This window comes from Microbacterium sp. P5_B6 (assembly GCF_056400345.1).
In genome coordinates this window covers 1-26,319 of record NZ_JBFULL010000020.1, presented here as the reverse complement: position 1 = coordinate 26,319, position 26,319 = coordinate 1, and the positions used below count along the sequence as shown (strand labels likewise).

Genomic DNA, 26,319 nt, shown 5'->3' with positions numbered 1-26,319 from the left:
ATCTAAACCTCCCGAGCCCGAGTCGGCGCGTCACCGTGACTGTCTGAGTCGGAGTACGGATCTAGTCACGCCCGCTGATTTTGATTGCCTCCTGTCGCTGGATAGTCCGGTAGACAGTGGAGCGGGCGACATTGAACAGCTCAGCAAGTTCGGCTGTGGAGTGAGTGCCGGCGTAGTGCACTTCCATCAGGTGTCGTTGCTGGGCGACCGAGAGTTTGGGTTGCTTCCCGCGAAGTCGTCCCTTGGCCTTGGCCACCTGCATTCCCCGCGAGTTCGGGCTCGGATCAGGTCGGACTCGAACTCCGCGACCATCGCGAGGACGTTGAACAGCAGCCGGCCCACGGGATCTTGTRGATCGTGCACCGACCCGCCGATGCTGAGCTTCACATKCTTCGCCGTCAGCTCATCCACGATGTCCTTGGCGTCACGGAGAGACCGTGCGAGGCGGTCGAGCTTCGCGACCACGAGGGTGTCGCCATTTCGGCAGGCCGCCATCGCCTCGCGGAGCCCAGGTCGCGCCCGGTTCGTGCCGGTCAGGCCGTGGTCAGTGAAGATGTATTGCGGGTCGACGCCAAGGCGCTCCAGAGCGATTCGCTGGGCAGTCAGATCTTGTTCATATGTGGACACGCGGGCGTACCCGATGAGTAGTTCATTCATGTCCGAAGACTTCTCCGGCAGAGGCGCTTGGGGTAGACCTCTCGCTCGAGGCCCACGAGCCCGCGTTCGACAGCATTTCCCGCAAGACCCGCCCGGGACGTATTTGCACTCGGGTACCTCATACGCAACGAGCGATCCGGTGTAAGAGCAAAAGGGCTCGTGCCAACGGAACGCGCGGCATCGGAACGGCATCACGTGTGCGTGAGGGACGGCGATCCGTCGACTTCTAACCGCGGGGCGCTGCGCCGAGCCGCCCTTTCTGAGAGAACGCTCACGTGCAGGGCGCCATGTGAGAGGGAACTCCAAGGCCCCACCCCGACGCTGTGGACATGACCGACACGATGCCTGAGCACATCCGTACGATCCTGTTCAACCGGGTGCCTGAGGTGACGTTCGCCTTCTGGGTGATCAAGGTCCTCTCGACCACGACCGGCGAGACCTTCGCCGACTATCTCAACGAGACCCTCGGCCTCGGCCTGAGCGTCACGACGTGGATCACGAGCGCGCTGCTCGTGATCGCGCTCATCGCCCAATTCGCGACGAAGCGATACAGCTCGGGCGTCTACTGGACCGTCGTTGTGCTGATCAGCATTGTGGGCACGCTCATCACCGACAACCTCACGGATGTGCTCGGCGTCGAATTATGGATCAGCACGCTGATCTTCAGCATCGTGTTGGCCGTCACGTTCGGCGTCTGGTTCTCCCGCGAGCGCACGCTGTCGATCCACACGATCTTCACCCGCAGGCGTGAGGCGTTCTACTGGATCGCGATCCTGTTCACGTTCGCCCTCGGCACGGCCGCTGGTGACCTCATATCCGAGGGGTGGGGCCTCGGGTACCTTCTCGGCACGATCCTGTTCGCGTCGCTCATCGGGGCGATCGCGATAGCGAGGTTCGCGTTCAAGGCGAACGTGGTGTTCTGCTTCTGGGCCGCGTACATCCTGACCCGGCCGCTCGGCGCATCGATCGGCGACCTGCTTTCTCAGTCACCCGCGGATGGTGGGCTGGGATTCGGCGCAACCGCAACGAGTGCCATCTTCCTCGCTGTCATCGTCGTGCTCGCTTCCTATCTGGGCATCAAGGTTCGCCGCCAGCGTGCCGAAGCAGCCGTTGCGCTGGAGGGGCTTCCCGGGATCGTCGCATCGTAGGATCGCACCACGAAGGAAGGTCGATCGCGTGGCATTGCGCATTCTGATCGTCGAGGACGAGCCTGAGATGGCCCAACTCCTCGCGAGGGGGTTGCGGGGGGAGGGCTACCTGGTCGACGTCGCTGACAACGGCATCGACGCGATCTCCCTGTCCACCGACGGCGGCTACGACATCGCGGTCCTTGACGTGATGCTGCCCGGGATGTCGGGGTTCGAGGTCTGTCGGTGGCTGAGGCGGAAGCACGACGGGCTGGCGATCATCCTGCTGACCGCGCGAGACGCCGTGGACGATCGTGTCAAAGGATTGGATGCCGGCGCCGACGACTACCTCACGAAGCCGTTCGAGTTCGCCGAGCTGGCCGCCCGTCTGCGCGCCCTGCGCCGGCGAGACGCGATCGGGGCCACCCGGGTGGAGATCAGCGGGCTCCAGATCGACATGGCCCGGCAGGCGATCTCGGCCGGTGGAATTCAGCTGCGGCTGAGCCGCACGGAATTCGACCTCTTGAGGCTGCTCGCGGCGAATCTCGGGCGTGCGGTGCTGCGCGCCGAGATACTGGACACCATCTGGGGATCGGCTGCCTACGTCGACGCGAACATCGTGGACCAGTACATCAGCTATCTGCGCCGCAAGCTCGATACTGTCCACGCGCCCGTCCAAATCACGACATTGCGCGGGGTCGGCTACGAACTCATCGCCACAGACGAATGAATGTCTCCCGCCTGAGCATCCGAGCCCGGATCACCGGAGGCAGCCTGCTCATTGCGATCCTCCTGTCCACTGCTGCCGGCCTCCTCATCTACGACCAGGTGGTCCGGATCGTCCACAACAATCAGATCCAGGTCCTCGAGAGCGTCCAGGCGCCCTACGTGACCGCGATCGAGGAGGGTGAGACCGAGGAGTTCGATCCACCGGGACCCGGGCAGTTCGCGGCGATCGTCACATCGGACGGAACGGTCGCGCTCGACACACTCCCCGTCACTCTCGCGGACGATATCGACGCCCTGGCTTCTGGTCCGGACGGTGCGCACACGATCGAAGCCGATGACACGGCCTACCTCGTGATGGTGACATCAGTTGCCGGCGAAGGGGGGAACTGGCACGTGATCACGGCGACGGAGCCGGACACCGATGTGCTCAATCAAGTCGCCCTTCTCCTCGTCGCCAGCATCGCCCTCATCAACATCGGATTCGGCGTTGCCGCTTGGCTCATCGGCTCGGCCGCACTCAGCCCCGTGACACGCCTGCGTCGCAGCGCCGAGCAGCTCGCAACAACTGCCGGAAGCGAACTTCTCCCCGTCGGACCAGCCCGAGACGAGATCTCTGAACTGGCTCACACCCTGAACGAACTCATCATCGAACTGCGCGCCTCGGCCGACCGCGAACGCCAGATCGTCTCGGACGCGAGCCATGAGTTCCGCACCCCCCTTGCGATCCTCCAAACCCGCCTCGAACTCGCCCAGCGCGAGGCCCAGACGCTCGCTGAGATGAAGGCCGACGTGTCGGCGGCACAGAAGACGCTCGGTCGCCTCTCTGCGCTCGCGACAGCCATGCTCGAATTGTCCCGGCTCGACGCGCACGGCGGCTCTGGGATGGCCGGCGTCTCTGATCTCGCCACTGAGCTCTCGGATGCCGCAGACCGGGGTCGGCTGCGAGCGGCCGGGCGCGACATCCGGATCGACTATGCCGACGACACATCGACCGGCGACAGGATGGTCCGGGTGAGTGAGGCGGACTTCGGTCGTGTCTGTGACAACCTCGTCGGGAATGGGCTCGCGGCGATCCGCGAGTCAGGGTCGATCGAACTCCGGCTGGTGACGGAACGCGAGGGGGTGCGGCTCACCGTCGACGACGACGGCGGTGGGATGGACGAGGGGTATGTCCCGTTCGCATTCGAACGCTTCTCCCGCGAGAACGCTGCCCGCACGGAAGGCGGCGCCGGACTTGGCCTCCCCATCGTCGCCGCCATCGCTGCGAACTCCGGGGGGACGATCAGGCTGGACAACGATCGTGGCGTCGGTCTGCACGTCGAGATCACGTTCCCGTTCGCATCTTCCATCGATGGCGCGGGTGTTCACTGACGCTGACGTGGGAACACTTCGCGGGTTTCTCACAAGGCGGCGCGGGTCATCGTCAAAAACAAGAGGAGCGATCCCACTGGGACGTGGCGGTCCTTGCTTCTTGAAGTGGACGCGACGGCGGGAGTCGAACTCCCGGATGACCCAAATTCGCGGTCTCCGTGGAGAGCCGGAATGACGCCGATTGAGCTGCTGAACCGCGGAATCATGCGGCATTCTCGGTGTTGGCTAACCAGGGTCTCGCTCGGTCTGGATCAGGAGGATCTGAGGAATCTTGATCGGGTTGTGTCCATATTGTGTCCACGGAACCTCAGACCTGAGGACCGCGCAGACCGTGGGCGCGCATCCCGGGCGGGCTGACTCTCCCCATCGTCCATCGCACCGCGATTGGATGAAGGCGCCGACAATTTGGCGCGTCAGTGGGAAGCCGGCGGCGCACGGAGCGGCCCCGGTCGATCGGAGCCGAACCCAGACGCGGGCCCGGGTCTCATCCGTTCGCTGGCCGGCCGACGTTGGATGTCATGCCGACCAGCCAACCCGCAGTCCGAGCCTTCTGGATCCAGTCCGACGCAGTGCGCTCGGGAACATCGAGTTCGAGCGCGATGAGCTTGACGGGCGGCAAGTCAGCGAGCGCGGCAGTGCCGTACAAGATCTCGATGACTGCCCACCGCTCATCCTTCATTCCTCGCTTCGCAACGGCCTGAGCCATCCATGGCGGGATAATCCGGCCGTCGGGCGTAGTCAGATCCGCCACGGTGGTCCATTTCGCGCCGGGGCTGTCGTCAAGCAGCAAGGCGATGCAATGGGGGATGGCTATCTGCACGATCGCTTGAGGTGCGGCGTGCTTCAGTCGCTCTTCACTGAAGTCGGCAGCYATCGCTCTGTTGATGATCGTCGTGATGACGTAGCGACCGCGATCGGCGCTGTAGTGAGCCTCGATGGTGGTCTCGACCCCGGTCGACTCGTCCACGGCCGTCGCCACGAAGGCTGGCGCGATGCGTAACGCCGATCCGACCGACACGGTTGCGTCCTGAGCCGACATCTCGGCTCCATCGAGTGACTTCACGTCGACCTTCACCGTCCCATCTTGCCTTACCTCKGAGTCGTTCTGCAGATGACTCTTGACTAACCATACCTATAAAGCGTGTACTTATGTGCAAGACCAAATTAGATCTGCATAAGGAGGCGGTTCGGATGGCAATTACGACCAATCAAGGCCCCGTGGGACTCAGTCACGTCTTCCTGAGCCCAGACGAGGTTGTCGCAGCAATCCCAGGCATCTCAAAGAACACGCTCGCGATGTGGCGATACGAGGGAAAGGGACCTCGCTACCGAAAGCTGGGGCGAGCAGTGGTCTATGCACTCGACGAGCTGGAGGCGTGGATCGAAGACGGAGCGCGAGACGGTCGCCCCCGTGAGCGCTGAGTGCCCGCCGGTTCAAGCTGTGAGCGTCCCGTCTCAGCGGTGCAGCCGATGAGGATCGTCGCGGTTGCGAACCAGAAGGGCGGCGTCGGCAAGACGACCGTCACGATGCAGCTCGGTGCGGCACTGTCTCGCCGGCACCGCGTGCTGGTCGTCGATGTGGATCGTCAGCAGTCGACGGTGTGGTGGGCTGACAACGCGAGGGTTCGGCTACCTTTCGACTTCGCCGGCAGTCAAAACCCGAAACTGCTCGGACGGCTCCGAGATCTCGGCCTGGAGTACGACTTCGTGCTGGTCGACACCCCTGGCAGTCTCGAGGACACTCCGGTTCTTGAAACGGTGCTGGATGCCGCGGACTACGCCATCGTCCCGCTCACCCCCGAGCCGCTCGCGGTGGAGCCAACGATGCGCACGATCAGTCGGCTGATCGAACCGCGGAGGCTCCGGTACGGGGTGCTGCTGAATCGGATCGACACGCGCATCCCRAACCAGCTTCAGACGTGGCGCGAGCTTCTGGATACAACGTGGGGTGCGCCTCGCTTCGACGCGTACCTGCGCCAGTACAAGACCCACGCAGATGCGCCGGTCCTTGGCGAGCTCGTCACGAGCCTCCGGGACAACCGGCGCACGGAAGGAACGATCGCGGACGTTACCCGGGCGGGGCTCGAACTGTCCGGGCAGTTCACCGGAACGCTGCGTGGGCGGTGGTGACGATGACCCGGGTCGATCTCGCCGGAAAGCTCGAGAACGCGCGAGCCCGCGTCGAAGCCGAAGCGCCGGACGAGGAGCGTGGGCTGGCGAAGTTCGCACGGCTGGCACGGAAGGACGYCCGCATCCGTCCGGATCAGGATGCCGCGCTCACCGCGCTCACCAAGACCCTGATGCGACGGCGACACGCGAAGAGCGAGCGGATCACAGAGAACACGCTCATCMGTGTCGCGATCGACCTGCTCCTCGCCCACGCCGCCGACCTGCGCGGGTCCACCGAGGATGAACTCCGCAACTCCGTGATCCCCGCAGTCCCGGAGTTCCGAACTCTCGCGGTCCCCGACTCCCGAGCATCGGAACTGCCGCAGTCTGGACTGTCCGCACTGTCGCAGAGCGGAATCGCGCCACTTCCGGACTCCCGCGATTCCGCGGCCCGACAGCCCCGCCATCCGGGCGGGAGGGACGTCCTGGCGAGCGATCCAACGACCCCCACTCCGCGCCCCGGGAGCAGCCGAGACATGGGGGTCCGGTGATGAGCGCGGTCACCGTCTACTCGACCGGCGCGTCCTGCATGCGGTGCACGCTGACCTGCCGCTGCCTGACCGCGGCGGGCATCCCGTACACGCTCATCGACGTCACCGATGACGCCCATGGCAACGCGCGGGAGTTCATCACGGAGGAGCTCGGCTACAGCGAAGCGCCGGTCGTGATCGTGAACGCCGAACCCGAGCATCACTGGTCCGGGTTTCGCCCCGACCTCATCGACCGGCTCGCAACGCACCTGCAGGAGTCACGATGAGCACCGATTCGGCGCCGGTGCCGGAGGAGAGCCTCGGCGACGCCGGCGAACGGATCCGCGCCGCGACGCCCATCCACGCCGGACAGGCGACGAACGAGGAGTGCCGCCAGCGCAGGCAGCTCATCGTGGACACTCTCGCCGCTCGCGGCATTCGTCCCGGTGAGCGCGTCTGGCACACCGCTCAGATCGTCGACGGACGGGTCGTCGGCGTGTGGGCGAACAGCGTCGAGGAGGCGGAACTGGAGCTGACGGTCTGGTGGAAGCAGCGGTGCCATTGGGTGGTGCCGGACGCCGATTGCCGGATCCGTGAGGAGTACTTCCCGCGCGGGAAGCGTTCCGCCCCGAAAGCGCAGCAGCGGTTCCCGCTGACCGGTCCCCGCCGACCCCGCGACCGGTTCGAACCGGCCGGGTCGCTGCTCGAAGGGCTGGGTACCCCCACCGGTGTATGGCACCCCGTCTCTGGCGCGGCGTCGCGAGGAGGGGTGCGATGACGGAGTCTGCAGACGCTGATGGTGAGGGCTCGGCCGAGGCGCGGCGGGAGCGTGCTCGTGCGCAGGCGAAGGCGTACCGGGAGGCGCACGCGGAGCAGCTCGCGGCCGCCGACAAGGCGTGGCGGGAACGCAACGCGGAGCACATCAGGGAGTACAAGAGGCAGTGGCGTGCCCGAAACGCCGAGCACGTCATCGCCTACCGGAATCAGTACAACGCGGACCATCCGGAGAAGGTGCTCGCGCAGAGGCAGAGCTACGAACGTCACCGTGCCGAGAAGAAACGGGCGGAGGTGGCGGTGGCGGAGAAGGCGGCGAAGCGCCGCGAGTATCACCGTGCCTATTACGCCGCGCACCGTGAGGAGTACCTCGAATATCAGCGGCAGCAGCGCGCGAAGCAGCGCGCGGCGGACCCGGAGGGGTACGCCGCGAAGAGACGCGGCCGCCAACAGCGCTGGAAGGACAGCCACCGGGAGGAGGAGAACGCACGGCTTCGCGCCGTGTACCGCGACAACCCGGAACCGCATCTCGTACAGAAACGGGAGTACTACGCGAAGAATGCGGAGCAGATCGCGGCGAACGTCCGCCAGAAGCGCGCGGAGCACCCCGAGCACTTCAAAGCGGTCGCCGCGCGGTACCGTGCCCGAGAACGACTCCGCAAGGAAGCCGGTCTCCCCCTACGGCGCCTACACACCGTGCCCAGCACACAGCGGCGAGGGAACGCCGAGGCTGCCGCGGAGTTCTTCGCCCGCACTTACACCCCCGCCCGGGTGCGGGCGATCCGCGCCCAGGATCCCGCCCTACGAACCCCACCCGCGCTGCTTGCCGCCTGGGAACGGGACAGTGAACGGGCGCGAGCCGCTCACTACCTGCACACCGCCCCCGATCTCGACGATCGCGCCACCCTCAGCCGCACCCGCCGGGAAGCCGCCGAAGCGGCCCGAGGTGCGGAGAAGGCCCGGCGGGACGCTGAACAGGCCGCAGAAGATGCGCGTCTGGACGCGATCGCCCGACACGTCAACGAGCGACTCCGACATCGGGACCCACCTCGACATCCGCATCACCTGGATCCCGCCGCCCCACATCCGATGCTCCAACCGCACAACTCGATGGGAATGAACCGATGAACACCACCCCCACCACCGATGGACCGATCGGGCTGGACCGCACGCACGCCGACGCCGTCCTCTATCGCGTCGCGATCTGCGCATTCACCTACTACCCCGACAAGCCCACCGAAGAGCCCGGCTACACCATCGAAGAGGACGTCGACTGGTGCATCGCCCCACTGACCGGGATCGACCAGACCACACTTGACGACCTGCGCCAGGGCATCCGGAACGCCATCGCCGACCCCACCGCCGAAAGGCAAGGCTTCATCACGCACCTCGTGACGCTGTAGACAACCAAGGAACAGACATTGCGAGGAGCGTGATCCGCGATGGCGGGTGCCCCCAGACGGGGGTGCCTTTCCTGGCGGCCGATGGTAGCGCCCTCCGGGGTGCTCCGTTCCGGGCTTTCGCGGCGTATGCTCCCTCGCTTCGCTCGGTCCGCTACTCCACGGTCCCGGCACTGCGCACCCCTCCGGGCGCACCCGTAGCCACTTGTCGGAAAGGCCCCACAAAAGCAGTCAAGAGAGGGAAGTAGAGACGAACTCGCCACGACCTCTCACACGGGTCCAGTGCCGAACTCGATCGTCGCTGGGGGACCGACCCGAGGAAGCGGTCGACCGGCTCGTGCACCATCGTGGACGGCCGGCGAACATCGTCCGGGGATGGCTCACCCCGTCTGTCAGCCCGACCTGTCCGGCGCCGACGGGACGACTAGCGGCGGGTATCGACGGGCCGGGGGATGGGTGCGAGGGCGCGCTGCACCGCGTTCGCGCTTACGCCCAGCACCCGTGCGATGTGCGTGATCGGGCGTCCCACGTTCCGCAGCTCGACGGCCATCGCAACCCGCTCGGGCGTCATCACGGTCGGTCGACCCGGCCGGCGACCGTCCTTCGCCGCGGAAGCCATCCCGGCACGCGTCTGCACGCCGACGAGCCGCCTCCGCAATCCCTCCAAGGCGACCAGCACCTCGGCCGGGTCCACAGTGGAGTTCAGACCCGCGCAGAGTGCCGGCTCGGAGAGCGACTGGAACGCGATGCCGCGCTGGGTCAGGCCGCTCACTGTGGTGACGAAGTGCGTGACGGACGACGACAGGCGTGCCGCTCCGGTCACGATGAGGGTGTCTCCCGGCTCGAGGAATCGAATGCACTCCTGCAACCGCGGACGCGTGCGCGCGTCGCCCGTGCTGCCTTCCGTGAAGACGCGCTCCGCTCCGACTCGGGTCAGCTCCTCAGCATCTGCTTCGGTCCCGCTGCCCGGAGCCAGTTCCCGCGTGTAACCGACCGGGTGCGTCACCGCGATACGCCTCCACGCTCGGGCGCCCCGGGCGCGACCAGCGGTGCCGCCGCGTCGACCGACTGAACCTGCGGCAGCGAGCCGCGCAATGCGACCAACCGTGCCGCCGTCGCCTGCTCCATCKCCGTCGTGAACTTCCCACCGGCCGGCACATGCAACTCGGGGATCACCTCCCGCAATGACGTCTCATGCAAATCCACCAGCAACTCCGTCACCCCGCGCGACAGGTCACGGCGGGACGCCGCGAAGTCGGTCGCATGGTGAAGCTCGCTCAACCACTGCGTCGCATCAAACCGGCTCAATCGCGCGGACTGCGCAGCCGTGAGCGCGTCTCTCGCACCGTCAAACGCATCCTCCCCATCAGCCCGATGCGCGTCGAAGACGGTGCGCCCATCACGGCTGAGAACAGTGAGGCGATCGATCGCGGGCGTCTCCGGGACGGCAGCGACGAGAGCTCGTGTGGCATCGAGGCCGCGGTCGTGCGCCTCACGGCTCGTGTAGCGAGCCGGGCCGCCAGTCTGCACATCACGCAAATATCGCGACGCCACCGACAACAGGCTCTCCGCCCGCCGCGTCCCGACCACAACCGCGCGAGTCCGAAACCCTTCAGCGGCGAATCTTGCTGCCGTCGCTGCAACCGCTGAGGGGTCCTGGAATGTCCCCTCGAGCAGAAGCGATCGCCGGTTTTCACGGGCGAATCGGATGCACCCGCGAACCCAGTCCGCCGAAGCTTGAGCGAGTATCTGAGAAGCCTCGGTCGAGCCGGCCATCGCCAGTTCGACAAACCGTGGATGGAACCCTCGCAGGTCGTCGCCGCTCACTACTGCAAGGTCGCCGTCGTACTCATCAATTAGTTGAGTCGTCGCCCGCGACCTGCCCGCGCCGGGCTGTCCGCTCAAAATGACGAGTGTCGGCCTGGGGCTGGGGGAATCCTCCGGGAAATGGAGGGGGATGATGTCGCGCCGGAGAATCTCTTGGCGCTCGTCCACATCGGGATCCAACGAGCTCATTGATCGGCTCTCGAGAGCAGCCGGATTCTGCCCGTGATGCGTTCCGTCAGAGCGGACACCGCGTCCCGGTTGTAGCCGTCCACCGCGAGGACGTCGCGACGTAGCTCCGCAAGCTCCACGAGAACATCGTCGGGCGCCAGCGCCCTCGAGTTGGCCGCTCGGAGGAGGAGTGCTGTCAGGGTCGTGGCAGACTCGCGCATCGCTTCATAGGCGACGACGTCATTGACTCGCCATCCCGAAGTGTTCGCCACGAAGGCCTCCCGCGCCCATCGTATCCCCGATCCATAAAGGTAGATACGAAGGTTTCGGAGACTGCAGCTCGCGGCCTGATGCGGCGCTCAACCTGTCGAGCGAAGCGGGTCTACCGCGAGATTGGCTCCCGGAACCGACTACCCACGTGGTGGCGTTCGCGCATCAAGCGGAGGCGTGAGCGAGCTTGATGCTGCTTGCCTCCAAACGGGCATGCATCTATTGATGATCCTTTTCGCGCGACCTTCAAGTAACCTCTGCCATTACCGGCCGTGTCGTGGCCGAGAAGTACCATGGCCTTCCAGATTCGAGCGGGAGGATCCGGTGGACCTGATCGAAACCACCGCTGTGCTGTTTGCGTGCGCCCTGCTCACGTGGACCGTCGCGGCGGGCCTCTTCTTCCGTTACTGGGCTTTGAGTCCAGCCAAGCGCGGTTTCATCGGTTCCTGCACTGTCTATCACTACCTCCCAAGCGAGTATGTGCAGGCCAACGGAAATCACGTATCCGTGCGGGCGCGCACCGCTCATCACTCAACGATCAACATCATCCGTGGCCCAGTTGCCTTCTACTACGTGGGTCGCAACGGTCGAGGCGGGCGACTGAATCACCCTCGAGCCGTGAGTCGCGCATACTCGCGAGTGGATATCCCTGGCGCTGAGTTTTGTGCGTGGCTCGCCGACCGTCCCGCTTGGTACCGCCGGTGGGACGGCGCGCTATTCGTAAAGCAGGACTACGTCGGAGTGGGCCAGGTCGTTGACGGCGTCCAACCCCGACAGGACCGCTCGTCAATTGGCTAGACGTCGCCCGGTTGGGATCCACAAGCGGCAATGCACGGATGCGTCTCGCCAACATGCGGCGCCGTCGCCCGAACGCGATGCCTCTCCTGGGGATGCAGGCGGGTGGGGCGGATGCTTGCGTTGGGCTATGCGCTGGCGGCGGCGGGAGCGTGTGCGCGTTGGTAGGCCGCGGTGATCTCGGCCGCTATCCGTCCGCGAACACCKACCGGGTAGCCGTTCGATAGTGCCCAGGCTCGCACCGCGCCTGGCGACCCATCGCCGCTGGGCGCGCCCGCGTTGTTGGGACGGGGTCGAGCGGGAAGCGCTTCTGTCGGCACCACCCCTTGGGGTTGACGAGTTTCCCGGGGCTGCGCGGCGGGCTGCAGGTGTTTGAGAAGCGTGTCGAAGACGTCCGGATCGACGATCCGGGTTCCGACCTCGCGCGCTTTGGCGAGCTTTGTGCCGTCCATCGTGCCGTCAGTGATGAGCATCGATGTGAGCCGGGACACGTTGCCCATCACGCGGACTCCGAGGCTTTCCGCTCGCCGTTCGAGACGCGCGCGCTGGTTGTCGTCGCATCCGGTGAATACGACCTTGTCGCCTACGCGCAGCGGCTCGCCGTGCGCCCAGCCCACGGGGAGCGGCCGAAGACCCGCGCTCATCCGTGTGGCTCGGGCGGCGTCGGCGTGCGCGATCAGATCGGTGATCGTGTTTGCAGGTACATCAAGAGTGGTGGCGAGGGCGTGTAGTTCTGCTCGTTCGTCGTGTGAGACGTGACCATCGTCGACGGCTTTGTGGGCGAGCGCGAGGATGAAGGCTCGGTGCGCCGCGGCGAGGTCCGCTTCGGTGAGGTTGTAGATCCCGATTAGGTCGGCGAGGTCGCTTGCTTCCTCATCGGAGATCTCACCATCCTCGAGCGCAACGAGAAGTGTCTCCAGGTAGACGATCGAGCCATCTGGCGCGCCCTCGTCGATGGCGTCGAGAAGGCTGAGATCGGTGATCTGGCGCAGCAAGGGAGGCTGCGTCGGACGGGCCGGAGCGATCCGAGACGGGCGGGCTCTACGCGCTGACCCGACGGCGTCGGGAAAGACGGTGAACGGCGCGCGCGAGGGACCATCGGGCCACACCACTGTCCGGGCCTCGGTGGGCACAGAGCGAAGATCGGAGTCAAGGACACCGTTTCCTGCGCCCTGCAAGTAATAGCTGAGCAGTCCGGCCGTGGCGCGGGCGTCGCCGAGCGCGGAGTGTGCATTGTCGAGGGGCACCCCGGCGGCCCAGCAGCAATCTGCGAGCCGGCGCCGGTCCAGGCTCGGAAGATGGCGGCGGCTGGCATCGAGCGTGCAGTAGGCGGGCAGCCAAGGAACGTCCCATCCGGCGCGTTGAAATTCGGCTCGCAGAAAAGCGAGATCGAACCGTGCATTGTGTGCTGCGATCGGCAATTGAGCGACATGCGGGATCAGGCTTGGCGCGAAGTCGCGAAACAGAGGCTTGCCCGTCACGTCTGCCTGAGTGATCCCATGAATGTGGGTGGCGCCGACCGGGCCTTCCGGATCGAACCGCGTCGACCACTCATCGATGACGGTCCCACGGCTGTCCACTCGGACGATGGCGAGCTCGAGGACGCGGTCCTGCCGCGGAGAGAGTCCTGTGGTCTCCACGTCGATGACCGCGAAGTGCGGCACCGGCTCGGCAGCGACCGATGGTGCCGGTCGTTCCACAACGGACCGTGCGGTGTCGTTGCGCTTTCCAAAGAACCAGTCGAACATCCCCATACGTTTCTCCCAAGAACTCGTCGAACGGCAATCCGATAGCGCACTCGCACATCCGATGACGCGACGGTCATCCTGCCGAGACAGCCGACATCCACGGCGACCATCGCCGCCGACCGTGGATAAAGGCAATGCCAGTGTCTTGCGATCGTGATGGTGTGGTTCGAATCTAACCTGTGGTCCGACCACAGAGATTGGAGTGCGCTGAGTATGTTCTACGAGCCTCCTGATCGTGATCTCGGCCCGCGCGGTCGGTCGCCTGCCCAAGTGCAGGCTGAGCAAGCAAACGCACGCCTGTTTGGAATGCTCCGTGGCGGCCTCCTAGCCGCGCTCGGCGGATCAGCCGGCCACTGCCCGCAGGCCGGTCCCCCAGTGAACAGGCTGGGCCGCACGATCGGGATCAGCCCAGGACGGCGGTGCGGCRACCCCTACGGTGGGTTTTTCCCAAGTCTCTCCCAGAACGCCGGTCAGCCCCAGAATAGGCAACTGATCAGGAATTTTGGCGGTACCGGTGGGACTTGAACCCCCACTCAGTGAGATCACCCCCCTGTACTCGACTGCATTCGGTCTCGAAACCGCAACATTTCACAGGGCCGAGTTCTCCAGCTCCACCTTCATCACCGCAATCGCGATATCAAGCGATGAGAACGCCCGTCGCGTCAGGTGTGGGTGCGTAAGGCGGTTCCGATTGTGCGCGCCGCGTCGGGGAACCTGTCGGGATTTGGTCCGGAGTAGTTCAGCCGAATGTATGGGCCGGATGCTTCGGCGGGGAACCATTCGGTGCCAGGGGCGATGATCACTCCGCGTGCTTCGCATGCTCGCGCGAGACGTTCGAGGTCGGTGTCGTCGGGGAGGCGGAGCCAGAGGTTCAGGCCGCCGACGGGGGTGCGGTCGAGGTGGGCTTCGGGGACCTGTTCGCGGATGCTGTCGATGAGGAGGTCGCGGCGGGCGCGGAGTCGCGGTCGGAGTCCGCGAAGGTGCGTGGCCCACGCGGGTTGAGTGACGACGTCGAGGGCGGCGGCTTGGAGCAGGCCGCTGACGTACATGGATTCGGCACCCCGGTCGGCGAGGATGCGGTCGCGGGCTGGGCCTCGGGCGATGAGGGCGGCGACACGGAGCGACGGCGAGACACTCTTGGTGAGTGAGCGCAAGTAGATCACGTGTCCGTCGTGGTCGTGCGCGGCGATCGGGTGCGGGTCGGTGTCGATCGCCAGGTCGTGCGCCCAATCGTCTTCGATCAGGAACGCGCCACGTGCCCGCACAATGTCCAGGACGGCGCGACCCCGCTCGGTCGACCACTGCGCTCCGGTCGGATTCGCGTAGGTTGGCTGCGCGTAGAACGCGCGTGCCCCGGTGTCGTCGAAGGCGCGCGCAACATCGTCAGGGTCAGGCCCGTCGGGGCCGGACGGGATCGGGATAAGCGTGACGTCGGCTTGGGCTGCGGCGAGGATTGCGCCCCAGTACGTCGGCGATTCGATGAGCAGCGGCTGGCCGGGACCGACGATGGCCCGGAAGATCGAGCTCAGCCCGCTCTGGCTGCCCGACAGGATCAGCACGTCGCGCGCAGTGGCCGGTGTCACACCGACGGGAGCGACGTTCGCGAGCTCGGTCGCGAACCAACTCTGCAGTTCCGGCAGTCCTGTCGCCGGGGACCGGGTGATCGCTGCGTCCGTGCGGGCCGCTCGGGTGATCGCGGCGCGAACCAGCCGTTCCGGCAGCAGCTCGCGATCCGGATAGCCCGAGTGCAGTCCGATCGCGTCCGGCGCCGCGGTCCGCTGCGGAGTGGAGAGCGTCGGGATGCGGGCGTGAGGGGATCCGAGCGCCGCGGTCTGCCATCCGTAATCCACCGGGCCGGCGGTTCGCACGGAGCGCACAAAGGTACCGACCCCGGGCCGACTCTCGATCATCCCCAGAGCCGTGAGGGCGCGCATCGCCTTCTGCACCGTCACTGGACTGGCGGCGTATTCGGCGGTCAGCTGCCGGTTCGACGGCAACTGGGCACCGGGAGCGGCGCTGGCGATCCAGGAACGAAGTCCCGCGATGATCCGGTCAGTGCTATCGTTGGACATGTTAGAACAGAGTAGCGTTACTTCATTGCGAGCGCCAGCGTTATCCGGTCGCGCTGGGCTCTGGTGGGGCCTCGTCGGGGTCACCGCCTTCTCGTTCACCGTGCCGTTCACCCGCGTCGCGGTCGGCGGACTCTCGCCACTCTTCATCGGATCGGCGCGAGCCGTCGTTGCCGCGCTTCTCGCTGTGATCGCTCTCTCGATCACCCGACAGCACCTCCCCAGCAGGGTGCAGTGGGCGCGGCTGGCCGTCGTCGCCGGCGGCGTCGTTATCGGATTCCCGCTGCTGACGTCGTTCGCATTGACCACGGCGCCGGCGAGCCACGGCGCCGTCGTGATCGCGCTGTTGCCGGCGGCGACGGCAGTGATGGTGGTACTGCGCACCAAGGAACGCCCCGTGCGGTCATTCTGGGTGTTCGCGGCGCTGGGCGCCGTTGCGGCGATCGGATTCGCCGCGCTCCAAGGCGGTGGCTTCGGTCACCTGACATGGTCGGACCTGCTGCTGTTCGGCGCGGTCATCGCGGCCGCGATCGGCTACGCCGAAGGGGGACTGCTGGCTCGTGAGTTGGGGGCCTGGCAGACGGTGTCTTGGGCCCTGGTCCTTGCCGCTCCGCTGATGATCGCCCTCACCACCATCTCGGTGCTCCAGCAGCCGCCGACGGGCACGCCCGTCGAATGGCTGGCGTTCGCCTACCTGGCCGTGATCAGCATGTTCCTCGGCTTCTTCGCCTGGTACCGCGGCCTCGCCATCGGACCCATGGCGCAAGTCAGCCAGGTGCAACTCGTCCAGCCCGTGATGAGCATCCTCTGGGCAGCCGTCATCCTCCGCGAGCAGCTCACCTGGCCCACCGTGCTCGGCGGTGTCGCCGTCATCCTCTGCGCCGCCCTCGCCGTCCGCACCCGTCTCCCCCGCAAAGGATCCCGCTGATGCGCTACACGCCCAGATACCTGATGACCGACCCCGATGATGTCAAACGCCTCATCCGCGCCCACCCATGGGCCACCTTCGTGTCCCCGGCGACGACGGGGCTCGTCGCCTCGCACTACCCCGTACTCGTGGAGGAAGACCGCGACGAGATCTCCATCGTCAGCCATTTCGGACGACCCGACGACACCCTCCACGAACTTGGAAGCCACGAGATCCTCGTCATCATCCAGGGACCACATGACTACATCTCACCGAGCTGGTACACACCAGGTGACCTCGTAGCCACCTGGAATCATGTCACCGCCCACCTGTACGGCACTCCCGAAATCCTGACGGACGACGAGAACTACGCCATGCTCTGCGCGCTCACCGACCACTTCGAGCAGCACCACCCACGCGGTAGAAGCCTCAGCGACGATGAGCAGGGCACCCGACGCATCGCCAAAGGAACGGTCGGGCTACGCGTACGCATCAACCGCTTCGACGCCCGCGCAAAGCTCAGCCAGAACAAGCCACCCGACGTCGCAGACAACGTCATGAACCACCTCGACCCGACAAACCCGGCCCTCGTCGCGGAGATGCGACGACGAGCGCACGGATCCCACGAAGCCAATTCGGGGCCCGTCCACAAGCCCCACGGCCGAGATTCGGGATGAACCACCTACTGAGCCCGCTCACCGCTATCTCTCATGCTCAGAAAGAGCCTATTTCGGGGCTGGTGCACGGGTAGCAGACGTTCGATCCGGCTCGCGTGAGGGTCGCCCTAGGCATCCGATGACGGTGTACGCAAGCCGGTCGGGCAGCGCGCACATTGATCGGCCATATCGGGAAGGTGTTTACGTTGCGTTCGCCTCCCCGCGCTGATCGCGCGGGTCGAATCGCGAGTAGAACAGGTCTAGTGCGCCGTCAAGAATCCTCGTGATCAGGCCGGCTGCGAGTGCGAGGTCGTCGACATTTGCGCGGGTCGGTCGTAGGTGCCCAGCAGGTGGGTCGACAACGCGCCGATACTCCGTCGGAGCCATCGATCCATGAACAAGCTCGCTCAGTTGACTCCACAGTCTTTCGATTCCTCCGTCGTTGCCTGATTCAAGTTCCTGCCGCTCGGTCGCCACGATGAAGTCAGCTGCCTTGGGTGAGGTCGGCGCCGGCAATGGGCCTACAGCTCTCTCGAACGCTTCGTCGAGGTCGGCGATGTACTTTTTTGCGTTGGAGGCGGTTGCCTTCAGAGCATCGGCGCTCGGTCGCGCGGGATTCGTCTTCAGCATCGTCGTCGCGCGAGCCTTGCTTCGCGCTGGTGCGTCCCGAGCGAGCAACCAGGCGCGTGTGACCCGCTCACTGGCTGCTTCGGGCTCGATCAGCCAGATGGTCTTGATTGCGTTATCGAGCATCGCGCGCATGAGTATGTAGTCCGACGGCACGTGGTGACTGGCTACGTGCCACGCCTGATCGAGGACCTCGGCTGAATCGAACGCGCAGTTCAACATGAAGGCGGCTTGCGGAAGGGTGCTCACACTCCGCAGCATCAAACGTAAGTCGGCTTCGAAGTCGGAGCTTTCAGGTGGAAGACCGGCAGTAATCACCTCGCGAAACGCGTCGCGAGTGTCGAGCCAATGGCGCGAGATCTCCTGAAGGCGCAGCGTCGCATCATCCACCCCGGGATTCTCCCACCAGGAGCGCTACTCCTTGCGTTGCGGGGGATCGGGCGACGAAGACATGAGTTTTACCAGCAGACGTCGCCTGCGAGGAGAAGGCTGGCAGCGCACCGGGCGCAAGAGGGTCGCTCAGCGTGCGCCTCGGTGCCCTTGCGTGGTCGTCGCAAGGCATCCCCAAGCGTGCAACGAACGGAAGCGGTGCCCCCGGTGCACTTCAGACGAATAGCCGCCCCGCGGCCGGCCGGCACTACCTTGCGAGGGAACGATCACCTCAGTCCCCGCGCAACCAGAGGTTGCTCCACGTGGGCTTGGTGATGGGCGAAGGTTTCGGGACGTCTCACTCGACCCCTTCCAGGGTGGCCGACAACGGCTGCGGAGTCGTGATGTCTTTCAGCCGTGCGTAGTGCCCGGGCCGTCGCTCCAGCTKGCCCTGCACGACGACCGTGGTGCCAGCGTGCATCCACTCATGCAGGTCGCCCATCTGTGTGGCCCGGACTGGCACTTCGACGCGGCTCTTGCGGGTTCCTTCGACCATCGCCGACGCGGTCATCGTGATGAGCCCGAAAGGCTCGCCGTGCTTCTGCTCGATCCGGAAGATGGGGCCGACGAAGACGCGCAGTGATTCCTTCTTCGTGTCCGCGAGCACGCGTGATGCGTCGCGGAGCAATCGGCTCGCTTCGGCCGGAATGGTCACCGCAGTCGGCAGGTCGTCCGCCGCAGGTTCGGCGCCGGCCCAGGTGAATCCGGTCTCCAAGAAGGCGATGTCCGGCTCGGCGAGTGCGGTCGCTGCCTTGTTGAAGAGCTCGCGCGTACCACCCGCGTAGATGATGGGCAGCATGTTCTTGGCTGTCGGCTGCGCGTCGGGCTGCACGATCTGCTTCTGGAACGCCGACAGCGCCTGAGCCAGCGTGCGCGTGACGCGTCGCTCGTTCGACTCCGGGGCTACCTGGTTCACACTGTCGAGGGTGTCGGCCGGCGCGGCCGGGGGCTCATTGATGTGCACCAGCACCGGGAACACGAACGAGCCTTGCTCGGTGTGCCCAAGACGTGCGGAGCCAGCAATCTCGTCGCCGAGTTTCGTGTAACTCGCGATGGTCGCGCGTGGCTTTCTGGCCGCAGTCGCTGCGGCCCGGAGCATGCCGTACGCGCTGCTGATGACGGTTGCGGCAGTCTCAAGCGGGATGGTCTCGCCTGTCGCGTTGACGCGATAGCGGACGAAGTCGTAGTTGTTCTGCTCGATGGACTTCTCGATGTCGCGCGGGTTCTCGGCGGTCGGTGCCGCGATGCGCTCCAGAACGCCATCCCACTCGATGGTGTCCCGGCGTAGCGCGTAGGGGACGTACAACTCAGCGCCATCCGCCGGGAGTGTCCAGAGCGCCGCGCGCTCGCTCCGGCGTACCTGGGTCCAGCGACGCCGGATGAGCAGCGCGGTGATATCTCCGGCCGCGATGCTGATCCCGGTTCGAGGCACGGCAGGGGTTGCCGTCGGGCGGTCTGCGAACTTCGGACTCACTGCACTACTCCGTCGTAGATGTCGTAAGTGAGCTGTCGCCAGTCATAGATGGTCTCCGTCGTGACCTTGTCGGCCGCGGTGAACGCCATGACGGTCTGATGGGCCGTGGGGTCGAATCGCTTGCCGAATGCGACGGTTCCGTGGCGGGTGAACACAGCGTCATGCTCAACCCAGTCGGGGACACCTTTGGGAACCTTCACGACAACGACGAACACGGCGGTCTCGCTCTCGGTCCACTTCTCCACCCAGCTGGGCTTGAGCTGAAGCGACATGTTGCCGGGGCCGACCTTGAACTGCGACGTGCACTTGATTTGGACGCGGGCCGCCACGCGGGGGTATTCGACGGTGCCGTCGATTGCCATGTAGTCGGAATCGACGGAGCCTTCCTTGAAGTCCACGCCGGCGTGTGCGCACAGGGACTGCATGTACGCGACGCCGTAGCGGGCCTTGCGCGCTTCGTCCGTGAAGTGATGGTTGGCAGGCGTCAGCAGGCGGCTCGGTGGATTCGCCGTGGCGGCCGTCGTCATGCCCCMACTGTATTGGTGTGGCTTGCCCGCCTAAGAACGACAAGACGGGCCGTGTTCGAGGGCGCCAGAACGCCGCGCATTTTCGGTGCCCGTCGGACCTACGACCGTGTCCGAGGGCGTAGTACGTCAGGAAGTCGAAGCGTCCGGATGTCTACATCGGTTTGGGCACTGGTCCGCGAGCTTGTCAGTCCCGCGCTGGACGCCTTCGACTGGTCCTGGTCTGCCTTGAGTCGGCAGGACGGCGTGGCCGCGGAAGCGAATCGGCACTCGGAACCGTAGTCGAGTATCGTGACCAGCTCGGAGGAGTTGGTGGCGGCTGTTACCGGGACTGCCCGAGGCGCACGGAATGGGGACTGTGATGGGCGATCGGCCCAAGCGTCATCACACCGTTCCCCAGTTCTACCTCCGCGGGTTCGCGGCTGGAGAGCGGCTCGAGGCAGTAAACGTCCGCACGGGGGCCCACCACAGTACGAACGTTTCTGATGCAACGGTGGAAGCCAACTTCTACACAGTCCCTGACCATTCGAGCGATCCGAGCTCCTTCGAAGCTGAGCTCTCGCGCATCGAGGACGCTGTCGCGCCCGTGTACCGATCAATCGTTGACGGGTCGTGGCCCTTGGACCCGGATCACCGCGCCCTGTTCGCCCACTACATAACACTCCAGTTTCTTCGCCTGCCTAGCCATCGAACGCAGATGCAGAATGTACTGGCTGCCGACCTCCGTGTCCTCGCCTATGAAGATCCGAAAGAGTTCGCGCGAATCATGGACCTTCCAGGCGCGCCTCGAGGGGTGGACTTTTCGGTCGGCGATCTTCCGCCGTTGGTGTCGTCGGCGGTGCACATCGAACAGATCGCGACCTTGGTGCCGAAGCTTGCGGGCCACGTTCTCGGGCGCCCCTGGGAGCTCGTCCGCTTCGATGCTCCGTCGTTGCTTACTTCAGACGAGCCGCTAACACCGCTCTCAAACCCACGCGAAGTTCAGAGTGTCGGGCTCGGACTCGAGAATTCTTGGGCCCTAATATTCCCCTTGACTCGCGAGCTCGCGTTGGTCATGTTCCGAGACCCGAGTGGGCCGCTCGGAGACCTCGTTGCCGCCGATATCGCGCTTGGCCGTTTTGACTTTGCGCGAGTCGGGGACAATGAATCGAGTCGGCTGTTCAATCAGAACTCGGTGATGCACGCTTACCGATTCGTCTATCACCACCCTGACGATGGCCACCTCGTCCCGGCAGACGTGAGCGAACTCTCGAAGCGTGGTGGTCGGATCAACTTCGATGACCTCCCCGACGGACTTTATCCGTCGCCATGACATGGCTGGGATCCGCATCCTTCTGCTTCCCTATGTGCCCCGGCTGGCGCGTCGTCGCAAGGCAGAACGGTAGACGCGCCCGATAGCCGGTCCGCATGCGGGCGCAGCCAGGACCGTGGCAAGCGGTCTCGGCGGGAACTTCGGGGGTGCGTTGAGGGACCCCTCCCTCCTCCGCGCTGCGGAKAGCAGACTGGACCCATGACCACTCATCCCGCAACGACCACGGGCGAAGAGCACGGCGGTACGGCTCCGGGGGATCGGTGTCGCCGATGCGGAGAACGCTGCCGCCGACGGACGATACCGATGAGGGGGTTGCTCACATGACTCTCGCCGCTTTACTCGACGCACTCAACTCCGGGCAACCGATCGCTGGTGGGTCACCCTTGCACGAGGCCATGCACGAGGCCAGTCAGGAAGCGCTCCGAATCACCGCCGAGCTGAATGGCAGCTACCACTCGCCGGAGCGGGTTCGAGACCTGCTCGCAGAACTGACCGGAACACCCATCGATGAGTCCGTGACGGTGTTCCCACCGTTTTACGCGGACTTCGGGAAGAACATTGCGGTCGGCAAGCGGGTCTTCATCAATGCCGGATGCAAGTTCCAGGACCAAGGCGGCATCGTCATCGGCGACGACTGCCTGATCGGACACAACACGGTCCTGGCGACGCTGAATCACGACCTGGACCCGAGCAAGCGCGGCGACCTGCACCCCGCCCGCATCATCATCGGCCGGAACGTCTGGATAGGAGCGAACGTCACCGTCCTGCCAGGCATCACGATCGGTGACAACGCTGTCGTGGCAGCGGCGGCCGTCGTCACCAAAGATGTCCCCGAGAACGCCGTTGTCGTCGGCTCCCCGGCTCGCGTGATCCGCACCCTCACGTCCTGAATCACACCGTCCCGGACGTCGGCGGCGATGCCTACCTGAGCGTCCGCAAGCCAGTCCTTCAGCGCGACCGTTCGTCTCAGATGGGATCGCTGAGCGGGCACTCTATTCTCGGCCCGAAGCCGCTCCGGAGTGGCCGTGTTGCCGCGACTGATTGGCTCGTTGAGCTGGCCGCTGTTGTCAGTCCGCGGGGTGTGAATGGCGGTGGTGGCTGTCGGGGTAGTGCTCGTGCGTGTGGGTGAGCTCGGTGTGCGTGTGGGGATGCCGGTGCCGTGTGCCGGCGGCTACCGGCTCGGCGTGCGCGTGGTCGTGGTGCTCGTCGGGGTGGGTGTGCCAGTGCTCGTGCTCTAGCGGTTCGTGCGTGTGGGGATGCTCGTGCCGTTCGCTCAGGTGCAGCCATACGCCAAGCGCCATGAGCGCTCCGGCGATGATCAGCGGGATAGTGATCGGGTCTCCCATCGCGATCGCGATCAGCGCGCCGAAGAACGGAGCGATCGAAAAGTAGGCGCCTGCGCGTGCGGTTCCGATGTGGCGCAGTGCGACAATGAACAGCACGAGGCTGATGCCGTACGCGAACAAGCCGGTCAGCATCGCCGCCCCGACGTTGAGCAGCGGAGGGAGAGACGCGCCGAGCACGAACGCGAGCGCCAGGTTCACGGGTCCCGCGACGAGGCCCTTGGTTGCGGCGAGCCAGGTCGCGTCGTGCAACGCGACCTTGCGGGTGAGGTTGTTGTCGATGGCCCACGCGAGGCACGCACCGAGGATCGCGAAGGTGGGCCAGATGCCGGCGAAATCTGCCTGACCTGGCCATGACAGCACCACCGCCCCGGCGACGATTGCCGCCATGCCGAGGGCGATCCGGCGGTCGAAGTTCTCCTTGAACACGAACCAAGCCAGCAGCGCCGTCGCCACGCCTTCCGCGTTCAGCAGTAGAGAAGCTCCGGATGCCGGCATCCCGATCAGACCGAACATCAACAGCACCGGGCCAACGACCCCGCCGAAGAAGATCGCGGCCGCCAGCGCCAGCAACTCTCGACGTTGAAGTCGCACATGAGGCGGGCGGCGTATCAGCCGGTAGATGCCGAGACCGACCCCCGAGCCGAGATACAGCAGTCCCGCGAGCATCCAGGGGCTCACATCCGCGAGCAGCAGTTTCGCGATCGGAGTGCCCGCGCCGAACAGCAGTGCGGCGACGAGCGCAGCCTGCACACCGGGATTCCGCAGCGAGGTCAGCACCAAACCAGGCTACGCCGCGAGGCTTCACGCGGACGCGCCTCAGCCGCGCAGACAGACGGAAGGATCCCCATGCGGGCGCAAACCGGAGGCGCTCCCTCGTCGCGCCTGGCCGACCGGAGACGCTCAGGACGCCGGCCGCCCACTGTCGCCATAACTTGAACCTTGTCCTGGTAGATGCGCGCGCACAGGAGCATCTCCGGCATCGCTGCCTCAGCGGCGGCGGACAGCGTTCAGCAAGAGGACGAATCGGTGTCGGAGATGCGTGTCATGATGCACCCGTGGGACGTCTGTATCAGCCGGCCAGCGACGCCGGCGCGGAGCGATTGGCGCGGCAGTGGTACGAGTCGATCGACTTGAAGAGCCAGGTCGGCACTCGGCATCACATCGTCCCGCGCACCATCCTGCGCCGGTTCGCCAACAGCTCGAATCAGATCCGTCTGCGTGATCGCATCACGGGCAAGGTGCGCGTCATGTCGGTGGGCGACGTGGCGGTCAAGGACTTCTACACTTTCATCGATCTCGACATGGCACCCAACGGTGCGATGGAAGTATGGCTCAGCGAGGTCGAGGCCGAGTTCGCGCGCGTGATCCGTCCCTACCTGTCAACTTCGACGTTCGGACACGCTCGACCGCCGACAGGTGTCGACCGCTTCGCGCTCGATACCTTCGTCGCGGTGCAGGCGCTACGTGGGATGCGAACCCGTCGTGCCATGGAACTTGTCGCCGACTACGGGATGAAGCTCGTCAACCAGGACAAGATCAGCCCGAAGGAGATCCAGGAACTAGAGATCGTGCCGCACCAAAACGAGCACATCCAGTTCATGCATCGCGCTAGCGAGGACCTGACTGAGCATCTCTCCCGCCGGCCGGTGTCCGTAGCGCGGTTGGACGCGTCCTTGCTGATCATCGGCGACGAACCCGTAGTCCTCAGTCCCCGAGACGGCACGCCGGAAGGCGACCTTCGTGAACGGATTCGCATCAAGGGCGAACATGTTCCTCCCGAGAACCTGGTGCAGATTTCCAATGGCCGCGGGGTTGGGTTCCACGACGCCGACGAGGTGATCCTTCCCCTTACCCCCCGCCACGCCCTCGTCTACGGCCCGATCGGCGCGCCATGGAACTCCGTGGTGTGGAACCTCGCGGGTGGTGAGGCGATAAGGATCGCGCGGGAGGCGAATCTACTTCAAGCGCGGAGCGCCTTCGGTTGGGTCGCGGCTCACCCCGATGGTCCCCATCTCGCGCAGATCCCCTGGCCGAAGCCCGCACCGGCCGTCACCATCTACGACGACCAGAGCCTCCCCGCTGCCGTGGCGAACGCGCGGCCCCACGCTCGACCGCACCGGTTCTCGAGGTAGCTCCTGGGTGGGGGTCGTCGACGCGAGGGACTCAATCGGCGTGGTCCCCGTCGCGCATCCCTTTGAGCGAAGCGAGCACGAATCGCCGCAGTGTCTGTGGGGTGGCTGGGACGTCCCGGCTGCGGTCCCAGCGCTCCGCGGTCTCTATCTCGGGTGCGAGCGACACAAACACCGCTTGCAGATCGAACACGTGAGGCAGCGCGGAGAGATCGGTAAATCTCCCGATGTAAAACGTCCCGTCAGGGCCGACGCTGCAACCGACGAACCATGCGAGCTCGTCGATGAGCGTCCAGCGCCCGGACTGCACGGCACCAGCAAGCAGCCGCTGGAAGCCCTCTCCGTCGAGCTCCCGCCAGAGCCACTTCAACCGGCTGGCTTCATCCGTCGCATCAAGCGGGCTCACCACCTCGTCAACGAGGACTTCGAGACGTCCTCGTAGGAGTTCCGCGCTGACAGGGGCGAGCGCTGCACCCATAGCGTTGAACCGTGCGACTTCGCTCATCGAGCCATATTGCTGAGCCGCGAGAAGTCGCTGAGCGCTACCCATGAGATACAGGTCGGAATCTGTCGTCGAGAGTTCGCGTACGAGAGCTTCCCCCTCCTTGGTTGGCAACTCAGCGAGCAGTTCGGCGACGAGTCCCTCGATTCGGTGTTCGATGGTGCCGAACAACGGTGCCGCGTCGAAGCGGATGCTGAGCCACCGGATGAGTGCACCGTGTTCGATGGCTTGAGACCGCGACAACTGCGTGAGCTTCCGAATGACTAGGTCTGGTTGGGTGCGGAACGTCTCGTCGAGTCGAGCTCTGTCGGCACCTGTCCGTCCGAGTTCGAGCTCGCGGACGGCACCATGGATCACCGAGTCGGGGATGTCGTCACTGGGGACGCCAAAGGCGAAGAACCTATCGAAGTAGTCAGGGTGGGAAATGCTGCCGGGGGTAGGGGCGGGGGCCCCATGGCTATGGCGCTCATACTCGGTGTCGTCGCCGCCATAGATTCCGTCGAGCATCGGGAAAATCGAGGTGAGCAGGTAGAGAACGTCGTCCCGATGAGCTTCTGCTACCTGTGCCTCTTCGAGTCGCCGAAGCCACTCGGCTCTCATCTGAGCGTTGCTCTTCTTCGGGCGTGACATCTTACGAAGCGCATCACCGCCAGTACCCAGGAGTTCGTTCTTGCGCGCCTGGATAAGTCCATAGACACCTGGTTCCACAGTCCGGAACCAGGTGAGGACCACGAAGTCATCGAACCGAACCTCAGGTCCGACTGCACCTAAGAACGCGTCGAGCTGGCCAAACATGCGCTTCAAGGCCCGTGGTGTGCGGAGGCGAATGGACATCACAC

General features: G+C 65.3%; 26 protein-coding genes and 1 pseudogene. 15 read left to right on the top strand and 12 right to left on the bottom strand.

Going from position 1 to position 26,319, the window contains the following annotated elements:
• Window positions 1–61 precede the first annotated feature (61 nt).
• Window positions 62–657 (bottom strand): annotated as a pseudogene (locus AC1DP3_RS16700) (recombinase family protein).
• A gap of 329 nt (window positions 658–986) precedes the next feature.
• Between AC1DP3_RS16700 and AC1DP3_RS16695 the strand changes: the two are divergent.
• From AC1DP3_RS16695 to AC1DP3_RS16685, 3 genes are read left to right on the top strand one after another with little or no spacing between them, the layout of a single operon-like run.
• Window positions 987–1,805, top strand: a complete 819-nt coding sequence (locus tag AC1DP3_RS16695) for a COG4705 family protein (RefSeq protein WP_477295238.1) — start codon at window positions 987–989, stop codon at window positions 1,803–1,805.
• Window positions 1,806–1,833: 28 nt separating this feature from the next.
• Window positions 1,834–2,514, top strand: coding sequence for a response regulator transcription factor (locus tag AC1DP3_RS16690; protein WP_477295236.1), 681 nt, complete (start codon window positions 1,834–1,836; stop codon window positions 2,512–2,514).
• A complete protein-coding gene (locus tag AC1DP3_RS16685; protein WP_477295234.1) occupies window positions 2,511–3,884 on the top strand; it encodes a sensor histidine kinase in 1,374 nt (457 codons plus the stop codon). The genes AC1DP3_RS16690 and AC1DP3_RS16685 overlap by 4 nt, the downstream gene beginning before the upstream one ends.
• A 484-nt stretch (window positions 3,885–4,368) precedes the next feature.
• Here the strand turns inward: AC1DP3_RS16685 and AC1DP3_RS16680 are convergent, their stop codons facing one another.
• A complete protein-coding gene (locus AC1DP3_RS16680) occupies window positions 4,369–4,959 on the bottom strand; it encodes a hypothetical protein (protein WP_477295232.1) in 591 nt (196 codons plus the stop codon).
• Window positions 4,960–5,075: 116 nt separating this feature from the next.
• Between AC1DP3_RS16680 and AC1DP3_RS16675 the strand changes: the two genes are divergently transcribed.
• The 7 genes from AC1DP3_RS16675 to AC1DP3_RS16645 are packed head-to-tail and all read left to right on the top strand — an operon-like array spanning window position 5,076 to window position 8,700.
• Window positions 5,076–5,306, top strand: coding sequence for a helix-turn-helix transcriptional regulator (locus AC1DP3_RS16675; protein ID WP_477295230.1), 231 nt, complete (start codon window positions 5,076–5,078; stop codon window positions 5,304–5,306).
• Between the two features lie 48 nt (window positions 5,307–5,354).
• On the top strand, window positions 5,355–6,014 hold the full coding sequence (locus AC1DP3_RS16670; RefSeq protein ID WP_477295228.1) for a ParA family protein: 660 nt from the start codon (window positions 5,355–5,357) through the stop codon (window positions 6,012–6,014).
• Window positions 6,015–6,016: 2 nt separating this feature from the next.
• Entirely contained in the window at window positions 6,017–6,544 is a 528-nt protein-coding gene (locus AC1DP3_RS16665) for a hypothetical protein (RefSeq protein WP_477295226.1), read from the top strand.
• Entirely contained in the window at window positions 6,544–6,810 is a 267-nt protein-coding gene (locus AC1DP3_RS16660) for a glutaredoxin family protein (protein WP_477295224.1), read from the top strand. The genes AC1DP3_RS16665 and AC1DP3_RS16660 overlap by 1 nt, the downstream gene beginning before the upstream one ends.
• Entirely contained in the window at window positions 6,807–7,301 is a 495-nt protein-coding gene (locus AC1DP3_RS16655) for a hypothetical protein (RefSeq protein ID WP_477295222.1), read from the top strand. The genes AC1DP3_RS16660 and AC1DP3_RS16655 overlap by 4 nt, the downstream gene beginning before the upstream one ends.
• Window positions 7,298–8,425 carry a hypothetical protein gene (locus AC1DP3_RS16650; RefSeq protein ID WP_477295220.1) on the top strand — a complete coding sequence of 376 codons (1,128 nt, stop codon included), beginning with the start codon at window positions 7,298–7,300 and terminating at the stop codon, window positions 8,423–8,425. The genes AC1DP3_RS16655 and AC1DP3_RS16650 overlap by 4 nt, the downstream gene beginning before the upstream one ends.
• Window positions 8,422–8,700: a hypothetical protein gene (locus AC1DP3_RS16645; protein ID WP_477295219.1), complete on the top strand. Its 279-nt coding sequence runs from the start codon at window positions 8,422–8,424 to the stop codon at window positions 8,698–8,700. The genes AC1DP3_RS16650 and AC1DP3_RS16645 overlap by 4 nt, the downstream gene beginning before the upstream one ends.
• Window positions 8,701–9,121: 421 nt before the next feature.
• Here AC1DP3_RS16645 and AC1DP3_RS16640 read toward each other — a convergent pair whose 3' ends face one another.
• The 5 genes from AC1DP3_RS16640 to AC1DP3_RS16620 all read right to left on the bottom strand — a co-directional run bounded on the left by AC1DP3_RS16640 (window position 9,122) and on the right by AC1DP3_RS16620 (window position 15,577).
• A complete protein-coding gene (locus AC1DP3_RS16640) occupies window positions 9,122–9,703 on the bottom strand; it encodes a recombinase family protein (protein ID WP_477295217.1) in 582 nt (193 codons plus the stop codon).
• Window positions 9,700–10,704 (bottom strand): zeta toxin family protein, encoded by a 1,005-nt coding sequence (locus AC1DP3_RS16635; RefSeq protein WP_477295215.1) that lies wholly within the window; start codon window positions 10,702–10,704, stop codon window positions 9,700–9,702. Before AC1DP3_RS16635 ends, AC1DP3_RS16640 begins: the two co-directional genes overlap by 4 nt.
• A 5-nt stretch (window positions 10,705–10,709) precedes the next feature.
• Window positions 10,710–10,964 carry a hypothetical protein gene (locus AC1DP3_RS16630; RefSeq protein WP_477295213.1) on the bottom strand — a complete coding sequence of 85 codons (255 nt, stop codon included), beginning with the start codon at window positions 10,962–10,964 and terminating at the stop codon, window positions 10,710–10,712.
• A gap of 921 nt (window positions 10,965–11,885) precedes the next feature.
• Window positions 11,886–13,697, bottom strand: a complete 1,812-nt coding sequence (locus AC1DP3_RS16625; protein WP_477295211.1) for an exonuclease domain-containing protein — start codon at window positions 13,695–13,697, stop codon at window positions 11,886–11,888.
• A 470-nt stretch (window positions 13,698–14,167) separates the two neighbouring features.
• Window positions 14,168–15,577: an aminotransferase-like domain-containing protein gene (locus tag AC1DP3_RS16620; protein WP_477295209.1), complete on the bottom strand. Its 1,410-nt coding sequence runs from the start codon at window positions 15,575–15,577 to the stop codon at window positions 14,168–14,170.
• On the opposite strand from AC1DP3_RS16620, the gene AC1DP3_RS16615 reads away from it, so the two are divergent.
• Both AC1DP3_RS16615 and AC1DP3_RS16610 read left to right on the top strand, forming a co-directional pair.
• Window positions 15,576–16,502 (top strand): DMT family transporter, encoded by a 927-nt coding sequence (locus AC1DP3_RS16615; RefSeq protein ID WP_477295207.1) that lies wholly within the window; start codon window positions 15,576–15,578, stop codon window positions 16,500–16,502. The genes AC1DP3_RS16620 and AC1DP3_RS16615 overlap by 2 nt on opposite strands.
• Complete coding sequence (locus AC1DP3_RS16610) at window positions 16,502–17,158, top strand: FMN-binding negative transcriptional regulator (protein ID WP_477295205.1); 657 nt, start codon at window positions 16,502–16,504, stop codon at window positions 17,156–17,158. Before AC1DP3_RS16615 ends, AC1DP3_RS16610 begins: the two co-directional genes overlap by 1 nt.
• Before the next feature lie 180 nt (window positions 17,159–17,338).
• Here the strand turns inward: AC1DP3_RS16610 and AC1DP3_RS16605 are convergent, their stop codons facing one another.
• The 3 genes from AC1DP3_RS16605 to AC1DP3_RS16595 all read right to left on the bottom strand — a co-directional run bounded on the left by AC1DP3_RS16605 (window position 17,339) and on the right by AC1DP3_RS16595 (window position 20,194).
• Entirely contained in the window at window positions 17,339–18,154 is an 816-nt protein-coding gene (locus AC1DP3_RS16605; RefSeq protein ID WP_477295204.1) for a hypothetical protein, read from the bottom strand.
• A 337-nt stretch (window positions 18,155–18,491) separates the two neighbouring features.
• Window positions 18,492–19,667, bottom strand: coding sequence for a hypothetical protein (locus tag AC1DP3_RS16600; RefSeq protein WP_477295202.1), 1,176 nt, complete (start codon window positions 19,665–19,667; stop codon window positions 18,492–18,494).
• On the bottom strand, window positions 19,664–20,194 hold the full coding sequence (locus AC1DP3_RS16595) for a DUF4365 domain-containing protein (RefSeq protein ID WP_477295200.1): 531 nt from the start codon (window positions 20,192–20,194) through the stop codon (window positions 19,664–19,666). Before AC1DP3_RS16595 ends, AC1DP3_RS16600 begins: the two co-directional genes overlap by 4 nt.
• A 346-nt stretch (window positions 20,195–20,540) precedes the next feature.
• On the opposite strand from AC1DP3_RS16595, the gene AC1DP3_RS16590 reads away from it, so the two are divergent.
• Together AC1DP3_RS16590 and AC1DP3_RS16585 are read left to right on the top strand one after the other, a co-directional pair.
• The gene (locus AC1DP3_RS16590) at window positions 20,541–21,503 is read left to right on the top strand and encodes a DUF4238 domain-containing protein (RefSeq protein WP_477295198.1); all 963 of its coding nucleotides are present in this window, start codon (window positions 20,541–20,543) and stop codon (window positions 21,501–21,503) included.
• Between the two features lie 320 nt (window positions 21,504–21,823).
• Window positions 21,824–22,393 (top strand): DapH/DapD/GlmU-related protein, encoded by a 570-nt coding sequence (locus AC1DP3_RS16585; RefSeq protein ID WP_477295239.1) that lies wholly within the window; start codon window positions 21,824–21,826, stop codon window positions 22,391–22,393.
• Between the two features lie 177 nt (window positions 22,394–22,570).
• Here AC1DP3_RS16585 and AC1DP3_RS16580 read toward each other — a convergent pair whose 3' ends face one another.
• Window positions 22,571–23,626 carry a DMT family transporter gene (locus AC1DP3_RS16580; RefSeq protein ID WP_477295196.1) on the bottom strand — a complete coding sequence of 352 codons (1,056 nt, stop codon included), beginning with the start codon at window positions 23,624–23,626 and terminating at the stop codon, window positions 22,571–22,573.
• 155 nt (window positions 23,627–23,781) lie between these two features.
• Here AC1DP3_RS16580 and AC1DP3_RS16575 point away from each other — a divergent pair, with 155 nt between their 5' ends.
• Complete coding sequence (locus tag AC1DP3_RS16575) at window positions 23,782–24,981, top strand: DUF4238 domain-containing protein (protein WP_477295194.1); 1,200 nt, start codon at window positions 23,782–23,784, stop codon at window positions 24,979–24,981.
• 31 nt (window positions 24,982–25,012) lie between these two features.
• Here AC1DP3_RS16575 and AC1DP3_RS16570 read toward each other — a convergent pair.
• Window positions 25,013–26,319, bottom strand: a 1,307-nt coding sequence (locus AC1DP3_RS16570; protein ID WP_477295192.1) for a hypothetical protein, incomplete at its 5' end; no start/stop codon positions are given.